19 protein-coding genes and 2 tRNA genes are annotated in these 22,539 nt (G+C 36.3%); 3 read left to right on the top strand and 18 right to left on the bottom strand.

What is annotated here, in order from left to right; all coding sequences use genetic code 11:
• Nucleotides 1–23: 23 nt before the first annotated feature.
• From hemD to M014_RS0121585, 11 genes are all read right to left on the bottom strand, one after another.
• Nucleotides 24–782, bottom strand: coding sequence for a uroporphyrinogen-III synthase (hemD, locus tag M014_RS0121535; RefSeq protein WP_026593530.1), 759 nt, complete (start codon nt 780–782; stop codon nt 24–26).
• 2 nt (nt 783–784) lie between these two features.
• Nucleotides 785–1,714: a hydroxymethylbilane synthase gene (gene hemC, locus M014_RS0121540; protein ID WP_026593531.1), complete on the bottom strand. Its 930-nt coding sequence runs from the start codon at nt 1,712–1,714 to the stop codon at nt 785–787.
• A gap of 15 nt (nt 1,715–1,729) precedes the next feature.
• Nucleotides 1,730–2,563, bottom strand: a complete 834-nt coding sequence (locus M014_RS0121545) for a cytochrome c biogenesis protein (RefSeq protein ID WP_026593532.1) — start codon at nt 2,561–2,563, stop codon at nt 1,730–1,732.
• 16 nt (nt 2,564–2,579) lie between these two features.
• Nucleotides 2,580–3,917, bottom strand: a complete 1,338-nt coding sequence (hemA, locus tag M014_RS0121550) for a glutamyl-tRNA reductase (protein ID WP_026593533.1) — start codon at nt 3,915–3,917, stop codon at nt 2,580–2,582.
• A 690-nt stretch (nt 3,918–4,607) separates the two neighbouring features.
• Nucleotides 4,608–5,204: a ribosome biogenesis GTP-binding protein YsxC gene (gene ysxC, locus M014_RS0121555; protein ID WP_026593534.1), complete on the bottom strand. Its 597-nt coding sequence runs from the start codon at nt 5,202–5,204 to the stop codon at nt 4,608–4,610.
• A complete protein-coding gene (lon, locus tag M014_RS0121560; RefSeq protein WP_026593535.1) occupies nt 5,201–7,531 on the bottom strand; it encodes an endopeptidase La in 2,331 nt (776 codons plus the stop codon). The genes ysxC and lon overlap by 4 nt, the downstream gene beginning before the upstream one ends.
• A gap of 227 nt (nt 7,532–7,758) precedes the next feature.
• Nucleotides 7,759–9,429: an ATP-dependent protease LonB gene (gene lonB, locus M014_RS0121565; RefSeq protein ID WP_026593536.1), complete on the bottom strand. Its 1,671-nt coding sequence runs from the start codon at nt 9,427–9,429 to the stop codon at nt 7,759–7,761.
• Nucleotides 9,430–9,535: 106 nt separating this feature from the next.
• The gene (gene clpX, locus M014_RS0121570) at nt 9,536–10,795 is read right to left on the bottom strand and encodes an ATP-dependent protease ATP-binding subunit ClpX (protein ID WP_026593537.1); all 1,260 of its coding nucleotides are present in this window, start codon (nt 10,793–10,795) and stop codon (nt 9,536–9,538) included.
• A 270-nt stretch (nt 10,796–11,065) separates the two neighbouring features.
• The gene (gene tig / locus M014_RS0121575) at nt 11,066–12,349 is read right to left on the bottom strand and encodes a trigger factor (RefSeq protein WP_026593538.1); all 1,284 of its coding nucleotides are present in this window, start codon (nt 12,347–12,349) and stop codon (nt 11,066–11,068) included.
• Between the two features lie 335 nt (nt 12,350–12,684).
• On the bottom strand, nt 12,685–13,683 hold the full coding sequence (locus tag M014_RS0121580; protein WP_026593539.1) for a hypothetical protein: 999 nt from the start codon (nt 13,681–13,683) through the stop codon (nt 12,685–12,687).
• A gap of 195 nt (nt 13,684–13,878) precedes the next feature.
• Complete coding sequence (locus M014_RS0121585; protein ID WP_026593540.1) at nt 13,879–14,127, bottom strand: hypothetical protein; 249 nt, start codon at nt 14,125–14,127, stop codon at nt 13,879–13,881.
• Between the two features lie 325 nt (nt 14,128–14,452).
• On the opposite strand from M014_RS0121585, the gene M014_RS0121595 reads away from it, so the two are divergent.
• The 3 genes from M014_RS0121595 to M014_RS0121605 all read left to right on the top strand — a co-directional run bounded on the left by M014_RS0121595 (nt 14,453) and on the right by M014_RS0121605 (nt 17,963).
• Nucleotides 14,453–15,067 carry a PH domain-containing protein gene (locus M014_RS0121595; protein WP_026593541.1) on the top strand — a complete coding sequence of 205 codons (615 nt, stop codon included), beginning with the start codon at nt 14,453–14,455 and terminating at the stop codon, nt 15,065–15,067.
• A 132-nt stretch (nt 15,068–15,199) separates the two neighbouring features.
• Entirely contained in the window at nt 15,200–15,940 is a 741-nt protein-coding gene (locus tag M014_RS0121600) for a GntR family transcriptional regulator (protein WP_026593542.1), read from the top strand.
• A gap of 634 nt (nt 15,941–16,574) precedes the next feature.
• Nucleotides 16,575–17,963, top strand: a complete 1,389-nt coding sequence (locus M014_RS0121605) for an MFS transporter (RefSeq protein WP_026593543.1) — start codon at nt 16,575–16,577, stop codon at nt 17,961–17,963.
• A gap of 211 nt (nt 17,964–18,174) precedes the next feature.
• Here M014_RS0121605 and M014_RS0121610 read toward each other — a convergent pair.
• The 7 genes from M014_RS0121610 to racE form a co-directional block, all read right to left on the bottom strand.
• A tRNA-Arg gene (locus M014_RS0121610) sits at nt 18,175–18,248 on the bottom strand.
• A 1-nt stretch (nt 18,249) separates the two neighbouring features.
• Nucleotides 18,250–18,323, bottom strand: a tRNA-Gly gene (locus M014_RS0121615).
• A 101-nt stretch (nt 18,324–18,424) separates the two neighbouring features.
• A complete protein-coding gene (locus tag M014_RS0121620; RefSeq protein ID WP_026593544.1) occupies nt 18,425–18,931 on the bottom strand; it encodes a metallophosphoesterase in 507 nt (168 codons plus the stop codon).
• A gap of 13 nt (nt 18,932–18,944) precedes the next feature.
• On the bottom strand, nt 18,945–19,556 hold the full coding sequence (locus M014_RS0121625) for an XTP/dITP diphosphatase (protein WP_026593545.1): 612 nt from the start codon (nt 19,554–19,556) through the stop codon (nt 18,945–18,947).
• Nucleotides 19,557–19,566: 10 nt separating this feature from the next.
• The gene (rph, locus tag M014_RS0121630; protein ID WP_026593546.1) at nt 19,567–20,304 is read right to left on the bottom strand and encodes a ribonuclease PH; all 738 of its coding nucleotides are present in this window, start codon (nt 20,302–20,304) and stop codon (nt 19,567–19,569) included.
• A 129-nt stretch (nt 20,305–20,433) separates the two neighbouring features.
• Complete coding sequence (locus M014_RS0121635; protein WP_026593547.1) at nt 20,434–21,480, bottom strand: GerMN domain-containing protein; 1,047 nt, start codon at nt 21,478–21,480, stop codon at nt 20,434–20,436.
• 151 nt (nt 21,481–21,631) lie between these two features.
• A complete protein-coding gene (gene racE / locus M014_RS0121640) occupies nt 21,632–22,429 on the bottom strand; it encodes a glutamate racemase (RefSeq protein ID WP_243765168.1) in 798 nt (265 codons plus the stop codon).
• Nucleotides 22,430–22,539 lie beyond the last annotated feature (110 nt).

The raw sequence follows: 22,539 nt of genomic DNA on the forward strand, positions 1-22,539 counted from the left end.
TATCTCCCATTCTTTTATTTAAATTATGCATTTTGATTATATGTTGAAATGCATTGTATTAACGCTTCTACTGTATATTCTTTCGGAACAATTACATCAGAGAAATAACGACTTGCCTCTTGCGCTGTTATTGGTCCTATACAAGCAATTGTACATTTTTTTATCCATTCTCTCCAGTTTGTGCCTTCAAGTAATTTCACAAAGCTAGTAACGGTAGAAGGACTCGTAAATGTAACAATATCTATCTTACCTGATTCTAGATTGGCGATGAGATCTTGCCGCTTCTCATGATTCGCTTTCGTTTCATACACAACAAACTCTTCTAAAAACACACCAAGTTTACGCAGCTTATTTGGAATAATATCTCTAGCTAAATTCCCTTTTGGAAATAAAATACGTTCTGTCCCATTTAACTCTCTTACAAATTCTTTAGCGAAAGCTTCCGCAACAAAATCCGTTGGGACAAAATGAACCTCATAACCTCGCTTTTTTAATTCTAGCCCTGTTTTCACGCCTACTGCAGCAATGCGAACAGTAGAGGGAATTCTCTTATACAAACCATCTAAAAAGCATTCCACACCATTTTTACTCGTAAAAATAACCCAGTCATATGTGTTAAGCTGTTGAGATACATTTTGAAATTCCTGCTGAGATACGCCTTCTATATGCAAAAGCGGAATTTCCAATGGAATTCCGCCCTGTTTGTTCACCGCTTCACTCATTTGTTTTGCTTGATGCTGGGCACGCGTAATTAGTACTGTTTTTCCAGCAAGGGCATCCATGATTAATGTTGCTCCTTATTTGCAGCGAGAATGAGTTCTTTTGCTCCTTGCTCAATTAAACGATTCGCTGCCTCTAAACCAACTTGCTCCGGATCCACACCTGTGACAATTTCTTTTAACAAAATGGAACCATCCATAGAACCGACAAGCGCTGTTAATTCAATTTCATCTCTCTCCCCAAGTGTTGCATAACCAGCAATTGGTACTTGGCAACCGCCTTCAAGTTTATGAAGAAATACTCGCTCTGCTGCGACTGTTCGCTCTGTGACAAAGTCATTGATATGTGATAATAATCGTAATAAATCTTGATCATCCCCACGGCATTCAATTGCTAATGCACCTTGTCCAACAGCTGGCACGCATACCTTTTCATCTAAGTGCTCTGTAATAACATCATCTGCCCAGCCCATTCTCTCTAAACCAGCTGTCGCTAAGATGATTGCATCATAGTCTTCTTCTTTTAATTTACGTAATCTCGTATCAATATTTCCACGAATCCACTTTACTTGTAAGTCTGGTCTAGCAGCTAGTAGCTGTGCACTTCGTCGTAAACTACTTGTCCCAAGAATCGCACCTTCTGCTAAATCCTCAAATGATTCCCCATTTTTTGAAATGAACGCATCACGCGGATCTACACGCTTTGGTATACATCCAATTGTTAATCCATCCGGAAGTACAGCTGGCATATCCTTCATACTATGTACAGCCATATCGATTTCTTTTGTAAGCAGTGCATGTTCAATTTCTTTTACAAATAAACCTTTCCCACCTACTTTGGAAAGCGTCACATCTAAAATAACGTCGCCTTTTGTAACAATTTCTTTCACTTCAAATTCATATGGCAAACCAAGCGCTTTTAACTGATCAATAAACCAATTTGTTTGCGTCAATGCTAGCTTACTCTTTCTTGAACCTACAATAATTTTGCGCATAATTTTCTCTCCTCATTATAAATACCAAAAGTGGAAATTGGATAAACTGCTGAATAGAAAAATATTGATTAACATAACAAGAAAGGCTCCAATGTTCCAACTTATAATCTTCTTACCTTGCAATATGTCTGATCCTCGTAAATATAAACCCATGCAATATGCAAATAAAACAACAAAAGACCCGATTACTTTCGTGTCATACCAATGAAAATTATCTAGTTTGGTATATCCCCATATACATCCAAGCAAAATAGCTAATAGAAAAAACGGAACAGAAAATAAATTTAATCCATATGACATCGACTCAAGCTTCCGTAAATTTCCCAACCGCCTTAATCTCGCATTCCATTTTTTCTGTTTTAACAATCGATATTGCAATAAGTACATAATGGAAAAAATAAACGACACTGTAAACGCCGCATAAGAAATAATCGCCATTCCTACATGTACGTATACAAGCTCTGAAACTAATTGATGCGCAAGTACCGGCGACATTTTTCCGAGGGGGGTGAAAATAGAAAAAGCGCTTACGCCAAAAGCAATGACATTTGTAAAAAAAACTAAAAAGTCAATGCGCATAAATCGATTGATTACGAGTGACATTGTAATTAATAACCACACGTAAAAATAAATTCCTGACAATAATGTTAAAATCGGATTCGTCTCTGATTCCGTGGCCCGAAGTAACATGAAAATAGACTGTAATACCCATACAATCGCAAGTAACCAAAAAGCAATTCGATTCGCCTTTCGGTTACTTTGGAAATAATCTATAAAATATAAACTAATGCTACAAGCATATAAAATAATTGCAATATGATAAATAATACTGTTATTTAAAAAGCCCATCCGATCATCCTTCCAGTTATAAAGATGGAACGGATGCTGTCCACACTCGTTTTTGTTCCGGCTCTTCTATATGTTTCGCAGTCTCTTCTTGTACCTCTAAATCAAAAATCTTTGCAAATAAAGCAAGCTTTTCTGCAGCCTCTTCTTCAGTAGCCAACTCTTTTGCTACTAAAATTGGATCTTTCAACATTTGGTTAATAATACTTTTTGTATGCTTACTAATCACTTTTCTCTCACGATCACTAAGCGTTGGAATTTTTCTTTCAAGACTTTGCATCGTCTCACTTTGAATTGCTAGTGCTTTATCACGAAGAGCTGATATTAACGGAACAACACCAAGTGTATTTAACCATGCCTTAAATATAACGATTTCCTCTTCAATCATAAGTTGAATTTTTTCCGCCTCTTTTAAACGCTCAGCACGATTCGCTTCTACTACACCTTGCAGGTCATCAATATCGTATAAGAACGAACCTTCTAACTCATCAATTGCGGGATCAATATCACGAGGTACTGCAATATCAACCATAAATAGTGGACGACCTGAGCGCATACGCTCCACCCGTGTCATCATTTCTTTCGTGATTACATAGTCAGACGCCCCAGTTGAACTAATTAAAATGTCCGCTTCCAATAATGCACACTGCAATTCACTTAACGGCTTCGCATGTCCCATATACTTCTCGGCCATTGTTTCCGCTTTCGTAAGTGTGCGGTTCATTACCGTTACCTTATGAGCCCCGCTTCCGTATAAATTTTGTAGTGCAAGTTCACCCATTTTTCCAGCACCAAGAATTAGCACGTGACAATCTGTTAAATCACCAAAAATTTTCTTTCCAAGCTCAACAGCTGCATAACTAACAGACATTGCACTTTCACCAATTGTTGTTTCTGAATGAGCGCGCTTTGCTAATGTAATGACTTGTTTAAACAATTCATTAAAAACTGTCCCTGTTGCTTTTACCTCTTGTGCCTCTAAGAAGCTATTTCGAATTTGACCTAAAATTTGCGTTTCACCAACTACCATAGAATCTAATCCGCACGTTACACGGAATAAATGTTCAATCGCACCATCTTGTTCAAAAATAGACAAGTATGGTGAAATTTCTTCTATCTCAAGCTGAAACCAATCAGCTAAAAATTTCTTAATGTAATATCGTCCCGTGTGTAATTGATCGACGACAGCATAGATTTCTGTGCGGTTACACGTTGATACAATGACGTTTTCTAACACGCTCTTTTGATTTTGTAATGTTGTCATTGCCTGCTCTAACTCTGCTGCCTGAAATGTTAGTTTCTCACGAAATTCTACAGGGGCTGTTCGATAATTTACACCAACAACAAGAATATGCACGCAGCATGTCCCCCTTCAACCTTTTTATCACTTTATCTACTATCATAATACAACTTTCCTGTTATGAATCTGACAATCGTGTGAACATCGACAAATTATTTTTCGGATTTTCACATCTAGTAAGAAATACGTTACTCAGCTAACTATATAAATACAAATTGAAAAACCGACATAAAAACCTAACCTTTAGGTGGGTGAGAGCATCCGGCCATGCATAGAAGCAATCAGAACCTCTTTCTAATACCAAGTAAAAACAAAAGAGCAAGTAAGTAAAGATCATCTTTTGCTCTTTATAGTAGCAACTTATATGTTGGAAAATCAAAATGTATGTACATCTTACTTTATAATCATTATAAAATAACAACTCTATTTGTACGTTACCAAAAAAATTTGTCAGAATCAAGTGATGGAAACTATTCCATAGGAAATAGAAAAACTATCTTTGTTTATCTTCTTTCATCATACAGAAAAATATGTATGATTGTTCCAAAATGTAACAAATTATTTCATATTGCACACGACGTATGCCCATATTCAAAAGCAACTAGAGGAAATTTTGAAATCACATTAAACGTACTGTAAGAGGATGTCCAAAAAGTCCAGTAAAGATAGCTTTCGCATTTCTTCGCACTCTATATCTTCCCTTTTGAACCTGTACTATAAGTAAAACAAAAAACGTGCGACAAATCGTCACACGTTTTTTGTTTTTGTAAATTTATGAATTGCTTTCCACGCCTCTTCTTTTCCAAGTCCTGTTTCTGAAGAAAATAGAACGACTTCATCGCCAGCCTCGACATCAAGAGTTTCCTTTACAACTTTCAAATGCTTTTGCCATTTCCCTTTCGGAATTTTATCAGCTTTCGTTGCGATAATAATCGTTGGGATTTCATAATGCTTTAAGAAATCATACATCATGACATCATCGTTTGTTGGCGGATGACGTAAATCAACTACTAATACAGCCGCATCTAATTGCTCACGCGTTGTAAAGTATGTTTCGATCATTTTACCCCATGCCGCTCGCTCTGATTTCGATACTTTCGCATATCCATAACCAGGCACATCAACAAAGTGCATCATTTCATTAATTAAGAAAAAGTTAAGTGTTTGCGTTTTTCCTGGTTTAGAAGAAATACGTACTAACTTTTTACGATTTAAAATTTTATTAATGAAGGAAGACTTCCCAACATTAGAACGACCTGCTAATGCAATTTCCGGTAAGTCGCTATCTGGATATTGTTCTGGTTTAACAGCACTAATGACAATATCTGCTTTTGTTACTTTCATTGTTTCACTCCTACTAATGCATGCTCCAATACTTCATCTAAATGAGACACAAGCACAAACGTAAGGTTTTCTTTTACGCTTTCTGGAATATCATCTAAATCTTTTTCATTTTCGGCTGGCAAAATAATTTTTGTTAAGCCCGCGCGGTGAGCACTTAATGTTTTTTCTTTCAAACCACCAATTGGTAATACACGACCACGTAGCGTAATTTCTCCGGTCATCCCTACTTCCTTACTTACAGGTACACCTGTTAGTGCAGAAATTAGAGCTGTTGCCATCGTAATACCTGCTGATGGACCATCCTTCGGAACTGCTCCTTCTGGAACGTGAATATGGATGTCATTCTTTTCGTGGAAATCTGGATCAATATGAAGTTCTTCTGCACGAGAGCGAATATAACTAAATGCAGCCTGTGCGGATTCTTTCATAACATCCCCAAGTTTCCCTGTTAAAATTAATTTCCCTTTTCCTGGTGAAACAGATACTTCAATTGCCAATGTATCACCGCCAGCGGCTGTATACGCTAAACCAGTTGCCATTCCAACTTGGTCTTTCGTTTCAGCTTGCCCATAACGGAATATATGTTTCCCAAGTAAGTCTGTAATATTTTTTTCCGTTACAACAATACGTTTACGCTCTTCTGTAACAATGATTTTTGCCGCTTTACGACAAACCTTTGCAATTTGACGCTCTAGTGTACGAACACCCGCTTCACGTGTATAATAACGAATAATTTCAAGAAGTGCTTCATCACGAATTTGTAAATTTCCTTTTCGCAAACCGTGTTCTGTTAATTGCTTCGGTAATAAATGTTCACGAGCAATATGCACCTTTTCAATCTCTGTATAACCAGCAATCGAAATAATTTCCATACGATCAAGAAGCGGGCCTGGAATGCTCGCAAGTGTATTTGCCGTTGCAACAAACATTACTTTAGATAAGTCATAAGGCTCTTCAATATAATGATCGCTAAAGTTGTGGTTTTGTTCTGGATCTAATACTTCAAGTAACGCAGCGGATGGATCACCACGGAAATCATTGGACATCTTATCAATCTCATCTAATAAAAAGACTGGATTGATTGTTTTCGCTTTCTTCATCCCTTGAATAATACGGCCCGGCATTGCTCCAACGTATGTACGACGGTGACCACGAATTTCAGATTCGTCACGAACACCACCAAGAGAGACACGGACAAAGTTACGATTTAACGATGTTGCAATAGAACGTGCTAAAGATGTTTTTCCAACACCTGGAGGGCCAACTAAGCAAAGAATTGGTCCTTTTAAAGAATTGGTTAGCTTTTGAACAGCTAAATACTCTAGCACACGCTCTTTCACCTTCTCAAGACCGTAATGATCTCTATTTAAAATTGTTTCAGAATGTGCTAAGTCAATCATATCTTCTGTTGCTTCTGTCCACGGAAGTGCTAATAACCAATCTAGATAATTGCGAATAACACCGCTCTCTGCAGAACTTGCTGGTAACTTTTCATAACGATCTAATTCTTTTAAAGCGGCTTTTTTCGTCTCTTCCGGCATTCCTGCCTCTTCGATTTTTTCACGAAGTTCTTCTACTTCGCCACCTTTACCTTCTTTATCACCAAGCTCGGTTTGAATTGCCTTCATTTGTTCACGCAAGAAATATTCTTTTTGCGTACGCTCCATTGAACGTTTCACTTTTTGTCCAATTTTCTTTTCTAAACTAAGTAGTTCTTGTTCATCTTGAATAATGGAAATAAGTGTATGTAATCTTTCTTTTACTGATATAATTTCTAAAATATCTTGCTTTTGCTTTGTCTTAATTGGTAAATGGGAAGAAATTAAATCAGCTAAGCGACCTGGTTCTTCCACATCTGCTACTGTTGCAAATGTTTCATTCGATATTTTTTTCGAAACTTTAATATATTGCTCGAAATGTTCTAGCAACGTGCGCATAAGAGCTTTTTCCTCTAGAGTGCCCTCTTCTTCTTCTGTTACTGTTTGAATCGAAACTTTTACTACATCTTCTTCTTCAATAAATTCTACTATTTCTGCTCTATGTAAACCTTCTACAAGGACACGAAGCGTACCGTTTGGCAACTTTAACATCTGCTTTACTTTCGCTACTGTACCCACACTATATATGTCATCTTCTTTTGGATCATCGATATTCATTTCTTTTTGCATTGCTAAAAAGATGATATTTTCATCCATTGCTGCCTGCTCTAGTGCTTGTATCGATTTATCACGTCCTACATCAAGATGCAGAACCATCGTTGGATATACGAGAACGCCTCTTAATGGTAGGAGGGGCACAATTCTTTCGTTCGTATTCATACTAGACATAGCACCTCCATAATAAATTAAACTCCTGTTCAACTATTTTATATTACAATACACCTTGATGCAATTACAGAGATTCCTTGCAATTGCAAATCTCCTGTTTTTCCTTTCCATAAAAGAAAAAAGGGACCTCGCTTAAGCATACAAACTTAAACGAAGTCTGGCAAATATTATATGTTCTATTTCGCATTTATCCAAAAAGAAATCACTTCTTAGAATCCTATTTCATTTTACATCGATTGCACATCACCTTCATCTAGCTTGCGATGCACATCGATTTCACGATGTAATTTTTCCTGAACGAATGTTAACGCAAAAACTTCTGTTAGTTTTCGAACAGGAATAATCTCAATACCCTTTATCGTATATAGAAATGGCTGCATGTTTTCAGCAGGAATGATAACTTTTTTTGCTCCTGCCTTTTTCGCTGCTTTCACTTTTGCATATACGCCGCCTACTGGTTTGACTTCTCCATGAATGCTTATTTCTCCAGTCATCGCTATTTCATTATTCACATACAATTGATGAAGCGCTGAATATACCCCTGTTGCCATTGCAATTCCTGCCGACGGCCCATCAATTGGAACACCACCAGGGAAATTAATATGTATATCGTACCCTTCTGGTAACAAGTCGAGAGAACGAAGAACTGTTAAAACATTGTCAACTGAGCCTTTCGCCATACTTTTACGACGAATTGATTTCGTTTGATTACCAATGCTTTCTTCTTCCACAATTCCTGTAACATTTATCGTACCTTTGTCCGTAGCTGGAATTGCCGTTACTTCGATTTCTAATAGTGCCCCTGTATTCGGTCCATATACTGCAAGACCATTTACAAGACCAATCTTCGGAATTGGATAAATATGCTTTTCATATTTCGGAGTAAGCTGACTAGAATGAACGACCCATTCAATATCCTCATCTTTAATAAATGAGCGTCCCTCATTTATTGCCATCCCTGCAGAAATTTGTACAAGATTAATGGCCTCTCTTCCATTTCTTGCATACATTCCGATCAGTTCAATACCTTGCTCTCCAATTTCCATCTTTACTTTTTCAGCCGCATTCTTTGCTACTTTTTGAATTTCTTCCGTATCAAGTTCACGGAAGAAAACCTCTAAACAACGAGAACGAATGGCAGGAGGAATGTCTTCCGGAGAACGAGTCGTTGCTCCAACTAAGCGAAAATCTGCTGGTAATCCTTTTTGAAAAATATCATGTATGTATGTTGGAATCATTGAATTTTCTTCACTATAGTATGCACTTTCCAAAAACACTTTGCGATCTTCCAATACTTTTAACATTTTATTCATCTGGATTGGATGCAATTCACCAATTTCGTCAATAAATAAAATGCCGCCATGCGCATCTGTTACAGCACCTTTTTTCGGCTGAGGAATTCCCGCTTGTCCCATTGCACCTGCACCTTGATAAATGGGATCATGCACTGATCCTATTAACGGATCAGCAATGCCACGTTCATCAAATCGAGCGGTTGTTGCATCCAGTTCAATAAATGTTGCATTCATACGGAATGGAGATTTTTGGTTTTTCTTTGCTTCTTCTAACACCAGACGTGCTGCCGCTGTTTTTCCGACTCCAGGAGGTCCATATATAATAACATGTTGTGGGTTTGGTCCACAAAGTGCTGCCTTTAATGATTTAATCCCATCCTCTTGCCCAACAATATCTAAAAAAGACGTAGGACGTACTTTTTCAGCAAGCGGTTCTGTCAAAGAAATCTCGCGCATCTTGCGAAGTTGTTCTAATTCTTTTTTCGATTCTCGATCAATTGAAACTTTTTGTGTTCGCTGGTTTTTGAGCAAATGCCAAAAATACAATCCGACAATTACACCAAAAACAAGTTGAACAAGTAAGAATATATTTGTCCAGCTCATAATTCATTTCCTCCCGCTATGTTTTACCATTTAGTATTTCCTGGGAGGAAAGGTGCTAAACATAATAAGAAACAGCAATTATAAAAATTGCTGTTTCTCTTTTTCACTATGCAGATGTCTTTGTATCAAGTACAGTACCGTCTTGTAACACCAATTTTGGCGGTGCATTGTCCACTACTGTTTCTTTTGTAAGAATACACTTCTCGATATCTTTACGAGATGGAAGCTCGAACATTACATCTAGCATTAAGCCTTCAATAATAGAGCGAAGTCCACGGGCACCTGTTTTACGTTCAATTGCTTTTTTCGCAATTTCAATCAGTGCTCCTTCTTCAAATTCCAACTCAACATCGTCAAGCTCCAATAATTTTTGGAACTGTTTTACAAGCGCATTTTTCGGTTTTGTTAAAATATCAACAAGAGCACCTTCATCAAGTGGTTCTAGGTTCGCAATAACTGGCAGACGACCAATAAATTCTGGAATTAAACCAAAGCGTAAAAGGTCTTCTGGTAATACGTGAGATAAAACATGCTTTTCATTTACATCAGCATTTTTCTTCTCTGAACCAAATCCAATTACTTTTTCACCAAGGCGACGTTTAATAATTGGCTCAATGCCATCAAACGCACCACCACAAATGAATAAGATATTCGTTGTATCAATTTGAATAAACTCTTGATGCGGATGTTTACGGCCACCTTGAGGCGGTACACTTGCTACAGTACCTTCTAAAATTTTCAGAAGTGCCTGCTGTACCCCTTCACCAGATACATCACGTGTAATTGATGGATTTTCTGACTTACGTGCCACTTTATCAATCTCATCAATATAAATGATTCCTTTTTCCGCTTTCTCCACATCGTAATCAGCTGCTTGGATAAGTTTTAGTAAAATGTTTTCTACATCTTCACCTACATATCCAGCTTCTGTTAGAGATGTTGCATCTGCGATTGCAAATGGAACATTTAAAATACGCGCTAACGTTTGAGCTAGTAATGTTTTACCACTACCCGTTGGCCCGATAAGGGCGATATTACTCTTCGCTAATTCTACATCATCAATTTTGCTGTTAGAATTGATGCGTTTGTAATGATTATATACCGCTACCGCTAATGCTTTCTTCGCATTATCTTGTCCGATGACATACTCATCTAAGATTTCACGAATCTCTACCGGTTTCGGTACATCTTTGAATTCTACTTCTTCGTCCTTCGCAAGCTCCTCTTGCACAATCTCTGTACAAAGCTCAATACATTCATCACAAATGTAAACACCTGGACCAGCAACAAGCTTTCGGACTTGCGTTTGTGTTTTACCACAGAAAGAACATTTTAATTGTCCTTTTTCATCATTAAATTTAAACATATTTTCACACCCCTTACAAAGTGCTAATCTCTTGCCCTCGTATGTACACGATAAATGTATCGTATGTAAATACATATTATGTCACTACGTGGCGAGAAATACAAATAATATGACTAGTTATGTACAAATAAAAAATTTTTAAAACTTTTGAAATATGTATATTCGACTTTAGAAGGATCATTTCCTTCTTCATCGAAAAGTTTTGTAAATATATTTATAGCTATATTTACAAAACAAGGCACGATCAAAAAATCGCGCCTTGTTATTTTATTATGCAGCTTTGCTGTTGTCTACTAAGAAGTCTACAGCTTTACGAACTTTAAGGTCTTCAGATAAAGCATCTAAGCTTCCAAGAGCTTGTGTGATAGCGTCAACTGGCATGTTGTACATTGCAGCCATTTTTTCAACTTCTGCAGTTACTTCTTCTTCAGTAACTTCGATTTTTTCAGCTTCAATGATAGCTTCAAGAACAAGGTTGATTCTTACACGTTTTTGTGCATCTTCTTTCATTTGCTCTTTTAACTTATCAGCATCAGTACCTGTGAATTGGTAGTAAAGCTCAAGGTTCATACCTTGTTGGCTTAAGCGTTGCTCGAATTCACGAACCATACGATCTAACTCAGTTTCAATCATAGCTTCTGGAATTTCGATTTCAGCGTTAGCAGCAGCTTTTTCTACTACTTCGTCACGAACTTTGTGCTCAGCTTCGTGCTTTTTGCCTTCTTCTAAGTTTGTGCGAAGTTTTGCTTTTAACTCATCAAGAGTTGCAACTTCTTCGTCTGCATCTTTAGCGAACTCATCATTTAAAGCAGGAAGTTCTTTTGCTTTAATTTCATGAACTGTTACTTTAAATGTTGCTGGTTTACCAGCAAGTTCTTCTGCATGGTACTCTTCTGGGAATGATACTTCAACGTCTTTTGACTCGCCAGCTTTTAGACCAATTAATTGCTCTTCAAAACCAGGGATGAATGTACCAGAACCGATTGCTAGAGAGTAGTTCTCGCCTTTTCCGCCTTCGAATGCTTCGCCATCAACGAAACCTTCAAAGTCGATTACAGCTGTATCGCCGTTTTCAGCAGTACCTTCTTCTTTAACAACAAGCTCAGCTTGACGCTCTTGTAAAGATTTTAATTCGTTCTCTACATCTTCGTCAGTTACAGTTGTTTCAACTTTTTCTACTGCTAGTCCTTTGTATTCACCTAATTTTACTTCAGGTTTAACAGTAACTTTTGCAGTGAAGATTAAGTTTTCATTTTTCTCGAACTTCTCGATGTCGATTTCAGGATGAGCAACTGGGAAGATACCAGTTTCATCGATTGCTTCACCGTATGCTTTTGGTAAGATAATATCTAAAGCATCTTGGTATAAAGATTCCACACCAAAGCGTTGTTCGAATAACGGACGAGGCATTTTTCCTTTACGGAAACCAGGTACGTTAATTGTTTTTACTACTTTTTTGAACGCAGCGTCGATAGAGTTGTTTACTTCTTTAGCATCAACTTCAATTGTTAAAACGCCAACGTTACCTTCTAATTTTTCCCATTTTGCAGCCATTTATTCTTTCCCTCCAACTATAATAATGTATGCACATACCTCTACAGATTGAGTTTCCTATTATTTCTTTTTTAGAAACAACAAAAAGCATGAAAGCCAATTTATTCAGGCTTTCTAATCTTCTAGCAATAAGCCTTAAGACATGCGAGATCTCAATCTATTATTTGTCTATAAGACAAACACGGTATATTTTGTTCGAGAATAATATGAAACATATTAAGTAAGAGAATTGCACTCCTCTTCTCTTACAAACAGGCAGAACTCTGCCTTTTGCAACCCTTACATTATAACATAGAATATTCTCGTTTCAATAACTGAACGATTCTTTTTCATAATTATACGGGTAAATGTCCTTCCCTCTCCACGCGTAAAAACCATTGATAAGCAATATGAAACTCTTCAACAGTAATATTATACGCTGCCATAAGGGCCTCTTCATCGATGATCAATCCGAAACGTTTTCTCCCGATCCGCTCTAGAACAGCTGCCCACACTTCGTGCTTATCCATTAGTAATGGAAACGGGAAAATACTAGTTTGCATCTCTCTCCAATATGTAATAATTGCCTCAAATATATCTGGATGATCATTTTCTAATCGATTAGATAATATATGTATAACCCGCTTCGAACACTCATCATTATGACCCAAATGAGCTGGGATAACCATTATTTTTTCGCCAAATTTCTCTACTTCTATTTCTTCTTCTATACGCTTTTCTACCATTTTGTATATAATAGAAGTTTTTAAATACGGATGTCGCGTGCTATCAATAAGAAATTTCTGTAAAGCTGGCAAAGCTTTTTCGAGGTTCTTAATTGAAAGAGCATTAATTACCTGCAATTGCTGCCCAAAACTTTCCACAAATAGATTCTCCGAAAATTCTTCCAGATCAAAATCGGATTCTATCAGTGTTGTTTCATCGCCGTTTAGCATACTTTCCGCAAACTGGGCAAGCTGTGCTAATTTCTCTCTTTGCTCTACGGTCAATTCTTTCTTCTGCAAAACTTCTTCAACAGTTTCAATTACACCTACATAATCATTTGTTTGAACTAAAATTGTCACGTATGTTTCAAGAATATCCCCAAACAAAACTGTTCCTGTTTCAAGCAACTTCTCACATCGCTCTTTTGAATCTTCCATTCGCTTTAATTCTAATAAACAAATAACCGAAGCTAATTCTGTTTGTTCTGTTTCTCCATTATACTGACGTAATATTTCAAAACAGCGCAATGCATCCTCGAACTTCCGCTCCCGCAGCGCCATAAACCCTTGGTCAATATAACGCTCTGACAACTGTGGAAACAATACGACCGTATTTTCTTTTTTATCCATACGTCCGCCTCTTTTTTTAGATTTTAAATCTCTTCAAAGTAAATATAACAAATGACTGTTAAGAAAACAACTTTCCAAACACATTTGTTTGAAATATAAAAATATTTAACTTTTATGATTAAAATAAAAAATTCACACTAGAAAATCTTTATTATATAAAAAAAACCTCAGCAAATGACGCAGAGGATTTTCGCATTAATGGAAAGCTTTTATAATTGTAGGATATAAGAAAAGAGTAATCATTTGGAGAACAATAATTGTAACAACAATCATACTAAAAAAGAAGATCGGCTTACTTTGTTTCATAAGAAACATAATAATAAGCATAATGCAGATAAGTACACACATAAAAAATAAACTTGTAGTAGAACTCAGTATTCCGCTAGGAACAAATAACAATAGTATAACACTACAGATACCTATAATTCCGAATAACCATTCCATTCATCTACCCTTTCCCTCTCATAACCATTCTCTCTATGCCATTAAATGTTTTACAACATCAATTACATCTGTTAACTTCTCATATGCAACAAACCCAAAAGCTACCGTTAAAGCTGTTACAATTAATCCTTTCATGTTTTCTTCCTCCTCGTTTCATCTTTGTTACCTCTATTATAAAGAACTGACCAATTGTTACCATCGAACTTCCTTACACTTACCTTACAGAATTGTAAGATTACAAAATAAAACTTAAACGCTCCTCTTTCAATCATGTTAAAATAATTTCATGCAATTCAGAATTCAAAAACTGAAGGGGATGATACCTATGTTCAAAAAAGTAGCTGCTGATGTTCTCGGATTAAGCGATGTAGGTTCTGTGATTACACCGAAAGATTACGATAAAGTCGATGCCGACGATTATGTTATGCATGAAGATGGTGAAAAGATTTATTTTCTCATTAAATCAAAATCAGATGAGTATTGTTTTACAAACAAAGGGTTAATTCACTTAGATGGCACGAGTGCAACGAGTAAAAAACGCACACTACGACGCTTTAGCTATAGCAAATATCAAATTAGAAATGTAACGTTAGAAACTGCTGGTACCATTGATTTAGATGTAGAAATTAAATTTCATATGGGAGATGAATATTACTCAATTGATGTTCATAAAAAGCACATCGAAGAGCTTAAAGACTTATATAAAGCACTTCACAAAATTGAGGAAATTTCCTATGAAAATGATATTACATTACAATACGCTCAAAAAAGCTTAGACATGGCTTCGAACACATTTAGCCGTATTACAAACGCCCAACTTAATTTAGCAGAGCAATTTAAAGAAATGAATCAAATTGCCTTCAACTGGCTTGTTGACACGAAAAAACAATATAACGTGAAAGATTATGGGTTTGTGTTTGAAAAATTTATTAACAACTAATTGGAAAACAAATAAAAGCGAAGAAGCCGTCCTAAAAGGTCGTTGAATATAGAAAATGAAAATAATCTACCATAAACGAGACGAAACGGACTTTATAGTCATAAACTGGAAAAACTATAGAGGTATAAAAACATGGACAATAAACTTCACGAACTCAATAAACAAAAAAAACCACTATTCGTCACTGTGTATGACCAATTATATAAATTAATTATGGATGGAACATTTCCTTTAGACAGTCAACTTCCAACAGAACCTGAATTGGCTAAAATCTTTGGTGTAAGCAGAATGACATTAAGACACGCGTTAGCGCTTTTACAGGAAGATGGATTGGTTAAAAATATCCATGGAAAAGGAAATTTCATTACAAAATTTCATCATAATGAAAGTAGCGATGGCTTGGAGAAGTTGGGGAATCCCTTATATAAATGCTATGCAGAAAAAATAGATGCTATCGAACTTAATTTCCGAATTGACCTAGTAACGGACTATGCAATGCAAGTATTAAATCAAGAGATGACCGCGGTGGTTGCATTGGAACGATGGTATAAAAATCACGATAAGATAGTAGCATTTGCTTTCACCATGATGCCAATAGAAGCCGTTTCAAAATTAAACCTTGACTTGCATAACGAGAAGCAAGTATTGGAAATGTTGGAGGAGAAAGTATATGAACTTGCTAATTCCTCTACCATTGAAATTAAACGTTCTAATTCCGCCAATACCCCATCATTAAAATATCAAATTTTCCACGGGGAGGAATTTGATTTAATTTTAGAAAGTGTATATATCAGCGATAAATACCCTGTGGTTTATAATAAATACTATATACCAATAGAATTCAGTCAAATTAGGATTAAAACATCTAAATAACCGAATGAATAATTCATCATCTCTTATAAAGTTCTATATTTAATTTGGAAGCGATGTATTTCATACGAAATACATCGCTTTTTTTGTAACAAAAAAGACAAATTCCAAAAGAAAGATAGGTTGTGAACAAAGAAAAGGTATGATATCCTTTTCATTGTTCAGATGCATACAAGTTTTTAGACAACTAGATAATATTGTATATTCAACAGAGTTATCATGCACAATCATGAAAGCGTAATCACTGAGTGAAATATTTTTTGGTTGTTCATGAAAACGTTTCCTTATTAACTTCGTAAAAAGGACAGGTATCCTTTTCATTATTAAGGCGCATACAAGTTTTTAGATAAACAGACAATATTATATAGTTCAAAAAATTATTATGCATCATCATGAAAACACAATCAAAAAGAAAGATGCTTTTGGTTGTTTATGAGAACGTTTCCTTTTAAGCATCATAAGAAGAAACGAACAAAAATGGGTACAACTGTGCACAAGGAACCCCCGCATATGAAACAAATGGTTTAGAAATTACTGAAACCATCTTTTTACAAAAGAATTAATTGGTAGTTAAAGGCCAAACAATCATGACCCAGGAAGACCATTCCCTAAATAACAAGAAGAGAGGAATATAACTATGTCTACAATAAGTGCAGATGTAAGCACGAAAAAAACGCAGGAATTTAGCGCTAAAAAAGCAGTACCTTTTACCTTACTGTTATTTCTATTATGTTTAGTAATTGACAATTCATTTAAGATTATTTCTGTTGATATGGCAAAGGATTTTCACATTTCAGCGACAACTGTTAGCTGGCAGGCAACATTAGCTGGTCTTGTGATTGGAATTGGGGCAGTCGTTTACGCTGCTTTAGCGGATTCTGTTAGTTTTAGAAAACTTTTTACTGTTGGGATCATTTTAATCTGCGTTGGTTCCGCTATGGGATATATTTTGCAACACTCGTTTATACTAGTTGTTATCTCACGTATTATCCAAACTGCCGGTTTAGCATCAGCTGAAACGTTATATGTAATATTTGTTACAAAGCATTTACCTGCAGATGAACAAAAGAAATTTTTAGGATTAAGTACAAGTAGTTTTGCTCTTTCACAGCTTATCGGGGCATTAACTGGAGGTTATGTTTCAACATACTTCCACTGGACAACTCTATTTTTAATTTCTTTAGTAACACTTTTCACTCTTCCTTTTATTTTAAAATATCTTCCTAAGGAAGAAGCGACAAACAGTCATGTAGATGTATTAGGATTATTTCTAGTAGGAACGATTTCAGCATCCCTACTACTATATATTACCGATTTCAATTGGATGTACCTTCTCTTGTTTATTGTTGCAATTGCCTTGTTCCTTACTTATATCAGCAAGAACTCAAAGGCTTTTATCGGTATATCCTTCTTTCAAAATAAACAGTTTATCTCATTGCTTGGCGTTGCTTTTATCATTTACTCTGTACAGTTAGCATATATTTTCTTATTTCCATTCTTGCTTGAAAAGATGTATGGTTTGAAGCTAGATACCATTTCACTATTATTGATTCCTGGCTATATAGCAGCTACGATAGTCGGGGCTCTTTCTGGAAAAATTGCGAAGGTTATGGGAAGCAAGCAATGTATTACAATCGCTATGGTTAGCATTATGATCAGCTTGCTATTAGGCGGATTCTTTATAAAAACTTCTGTTATTGTATTCGTAATATCTATGGTTCTTTTCTCTAGTTCATTTGCATTCATGTATGCACCATTACTTGATTCTTGCATTTGTACGATTGAAAAAGAAAAAACAGGAACAGCAATCGGATTTTATAATTTAACACTTAATGTCGCTATGTCAATCGGAATTGCCTATACAGCCGCAATGATGGACCATTCTGCATTGAGAAAAAATTTCCTAGGGATTATAAACAATTCGGATGCTTCCATGTTTAGTAATATCCTATTTATCCTCGTACTCATTACCCTTTTCAGTTTATCTCTGTACTGGGTATTAGTGGGCCGAAAAGCGACAAAATAGATTTATAATAACCTTAAATGTGAGAACCCTAAGACCAAAATTTTAGGGTTCTTTTTTATTAAATAAAACCTCAAAACACTTCTTTTTTTAGTCGCAAAAAACTCCCTAAACTATATTTAGGAAGTTGATTTCTTCAAAGGTAGAATCGTTTTATTATTACCTAAAAACACAAAACCGTTAAGTCCATAATGAACTTAACGGTTTTAAAAGACGTCCCAGGAGAGATTCGAACTCCCGACCGACGGCTTAGAAGGCCGTTGCTCTATCCTGCTGAGCTACTGGGACATGGAGCGGGTGAAGAGAATCGAACTCTCGACCAGAGCTTGGAAGGCTCTTGTTTTACCACTAAACTACACCCGCATATTTTGTTTTTATTTTTACTTGATATCTTATCGACAAGGTTTATTATATTTGCACACAGGGATAAAGTCAATACTTTTTTTCAAAGAGGATAATTTTTCTTATCCTCTTTGAAAAGTTTTATGTGCAACAACTTTTCCATTTAATGTTTCAAATCGAATTTCAATGTTATTTTCATTTACTTCTAACAAAGTAAATGTTTTTTCTTTACGGGAACGCGGCAATACAATGCTTCCAGGATTGATAAATAAAATATCATCAATAAATTCCGCACCTAACATATGTGAATGTCCAAAGCATACTATATCCGCTTCCACTTCTTTCGCACGATACAGAAGTGTTTGCACAGTCATTTTAACATTATACCGATGACCATGTGTGACCAAAAAGCGCATTCCATCTACATCAATAATAATTTCTTCTTCAAAACCATTATAGAAATCGCAATTTCCTTTTACTACTTGGAATCCTTGCAAATCCTGGTGATCCGGTGTTAGTTCTGAATCACCACAATGAATCATAACATCTACATTTCCCTCATATGTTTCTTTTAATTGCTGTAATTCTTTCGTAGAACCGTGACTATCGCTTACAATTAAAGCTCTCATCGGTCTCTCTCCCTCACTCTTCTTCTAAAAACCACGCTGGAATTTTCTCCTCTAACTTACGAAGAGCACGCCCGCGGTGACTGATTTCATTTTTCTCATCTGAAGTTAGCTCGGCCATCGCTTTTTTATATTCTTCTACATAAAAGATTGGGTCATATCCGAAACCATTTTCACCACGAGGTTGATTTAAAATCTTTCCTTCACATGTACCATTTACAATAACCGGGTTCTTATTCTCTTCTGGAAAAGCAACCGCTAACGCGCAATAAAAACGCGCTGTACAGTTTTCCGCCGGAGTACCCTCTAATTCTGTTAAAACTTTATCAATATTCGCTTGATCATCTTTTGGTTCACCTGCATAACGAGCAGATCGGACGCCAGGTTTTCCATTTAACGCATCGATAATAAGTCCAGAATCATCTGCAATGACAATTGAATTTAACTGCTTACATAAACTATCCGCTTTCAAAATTGCATTTTCTTCAAATGTTTCACCAGTTTCTTCGACTTCTTCGATGTGAGGAAAGTCATGAAGAGATTTTACTTCTAAATCAAATCTCTCAAATAACTCGGCAAATTCACGTACTTTCCCCATGTTTTTCGTTGCTACAACAACTTGTTTCATTTGTCCACCTCTATTCTATGTAAGATACGATGTCGCCTAATGCTTCTTTTTGTTTTTCAACGAGTTGTAAAATCCCGTTTTCTGCTGCATCAAGTAATTCATTTAATTCCGCACGGCTAAATGTCGCTTCTTCTCCAGTTCCTTGTACTTCAACAAACTGACCTTTTCCTGTCATAATGACGTTCATATCAACATCAGCTTTAGAATCTTCGGCATAGTTTAAATCTAAGACTACACCCTGGCCTTCAACAATTCCTACAGATGTTGCAGCTAAATAGTCTTTTACTGGAATTTTAGATACTTTCTCTGCTTGTAATAACTTTTCAAATGCTAATACCATCGCAACATAAGCACCCGTAATAGACGCAGTTCTTGTTCCGCCATCTGCTTGAATTACATCACAGTCAATCCAAACTGTTCTTTCCCCAAGTGCTTCCAAATCAACAACCGCACGTAATGCTCGTCCAATTAAACGTTGAATTTCCATTGTGCGACCAGTTACTTTCCCTTTACTAGACTCACGAATTGTACGTTGTTCTGTTGCACGCGGAATCATCGCGTATTCCGCCGTTACCCATCCTTTTCCTTCGCCTCTCATAAATGGCGGTACACGTTCTTCAATCGTTGCCGAACAAATCACCTTCGTATCTCCAACTTCAATGAGTACAGATCCTTCTGGATGCTTTAAATAATTTGTATGAAGATGTATACGGCGTAGTTCTGCCGCTTGTCTACCATCTACTCGCATAAAATAACCCCCTAGTAACTGCTACCTGTTAGTATAGCCCATTTTCAAATTCTGATATGTATAACAATAAGAAGAGGAACTCAAAAAGAAATTCCCCTTTCTTATATAAGTATATCAAATTATTTATGATTAAAAACTACCTGTATTCACGTTTTGCGGACGATTAACAGGTTTTGTTAGTTTCTCACCTTTCTCAGTAACAAGATTTGCTTTTCCATTTACTTCGACAGAAACATTTTTTACATCCTGCTTTTCTGTCAAAGATAAAACGAGTGATTGCAGTACATAATTTGAAATCACGCTTTTCCCTTTATTAGCATATATATTTTCATTGAAATTCAATGTAACTTTTCCATCCTGCAATTTCGGTTCACTAACGAGCTTTACATCAGCATTAAAATCATTAAGTAAAGATGAACCCGATGGCCCTTTTACAAGCTCATTCACAACTGTTGCAATCTCATTTCCCTTTCCTTCTGCCACGCGGCGTGTTACCGGCACGTAATACTGTTTTTTATTATTTTGCGCCAAGAAATAAAGTGTAACTGACTTCGTATTCGTAACATCTGCCACTTGCTCATCATCAAAGTTAATACCATCAGCACGGCTCACACTTTCCCCAAGCGGTGTACCTCCGACAGGCATCTTTGCTAATTTTTCACCATTAATTTGAAATTTGACTTGCTTAATGTTCTTAAATTGCGTCAATGTCCATGCTACAGATTCAATAATTTGGCGCTCTTCTTCCTTTTTATAGCTTTTCATTTCTTTTGAGAAATCAACAACCGCCGTGCCATCTTTCTTCACATCAACTGACAAAGTTGTATTCGCTGGAAGAACAGCTCGAAATCCATTTGGAAGCAGATTTGTTACCGGCCCATCCTTCACAAGATATTCTAATGTTTGTTTCACAACTTCATTTTCTTTCGGAACAGGCATTGCTATTGTTTGCGGTACAACATATCCATTTTTATCAACAAGGTATAACTCTCTTTGTATCGTTTGTCCCTGCTTTTCTTTCTTTGCACTGTCTTTCTTCTCACCATCTGTATACGTGACTTTTTTCGGCGGATCAATTTGCTCTGTTTCTTTCTCCTGATTTAACAAACCGCAACCCGTTAGTAAAACAGCGCTTACCGTAACACAAACAAGCCATTTAAAAGTGGATTTAGGCATACCATTTCCCCCTAAAATCTAAGTTTGTACTATTATGTATACGATCTTTTTATCATTTTAGAACAAGCAATGACAACCTATCTTACAATTTATTAAATAAAAAAACCCCTGATTTCTCAGAAGGTTTTTTATGAATATACTATTAATTTGGTTACAAATTAATATGCTTTACATTTTCAATCGGTTGCCCAAACCATTTAGATGCAATTTCTTTAAATAAATCTATTTTCCCTGTTGTCAAGAAGAGATGATCGCTTTGTTCTTCCCCTTCATTTAACATCTTACTATGATACAAAATCGTACTCACTTCACGAGCTGTTTCATCTCCAGAACTAATTAGCTGCACCTTATCTCCCATTACCTGCTTAATAACCGGACCTAGAATTGGATAATGTGTGCACCCTAAAATCAGCGTATCGATTTCAGTAGCTTTCAGCGGTTGCAACGTTTCTCTCACAACCTCATAAGCCATCTCACTCTCAAAGTTTCCACTTTCTACAAGTTCAACAAACGGCGGACACGCTAAACTGTCTACCATAACACGGTTATTAATAGACTTCAGAGCCTCTTCATACGCCCCACTTTTTACCGTTCCAATTGTTCCAATGATACCAACATGGTACGTATTGGTCACTTTTAAAGCCGTACGCGAACCCGGGTGAATTACACCCACTACCGGGATTGGTAATTGCTTTTGCATCTCTTCTAACACAACCGCAGTTGCCGTATTACAAGCAATAACTAACATCTTAATATCCATGGCCAATAAATGCTCCGTCATTTCCCATGTGAATTGACGCACTTCCTCACGAGAACGCGGACCATACGGGCAACGTGCTGTATCTCCTAAATATATAATACGCTCTTTTGGTAGCTGGCGAATTAATTCTTTCGCTACTGTTAATCCTCCGACTCCCGAATCAATGACACCAATCGCTCTATTCAACATAATCACCCGTTTTCTTATTCATTACCTTATTTTTTTACATATCATTATATATCACATACCTTAGATCTGATAAAACTAAAGTAGCTTTTTAATAGATTTCTAATATGTAC

It is taken from the genome of Bacillus sp. UNC437CL72CviS29 (assembly GCF_000482345.1).
In the GTDB taxonomy this organism is placed as follows: Bacteria; Bacillota; Bacilli; order Bacillales; family Bacillaceae_G; genus Bacillus_A; species Bacillus_A arachidis.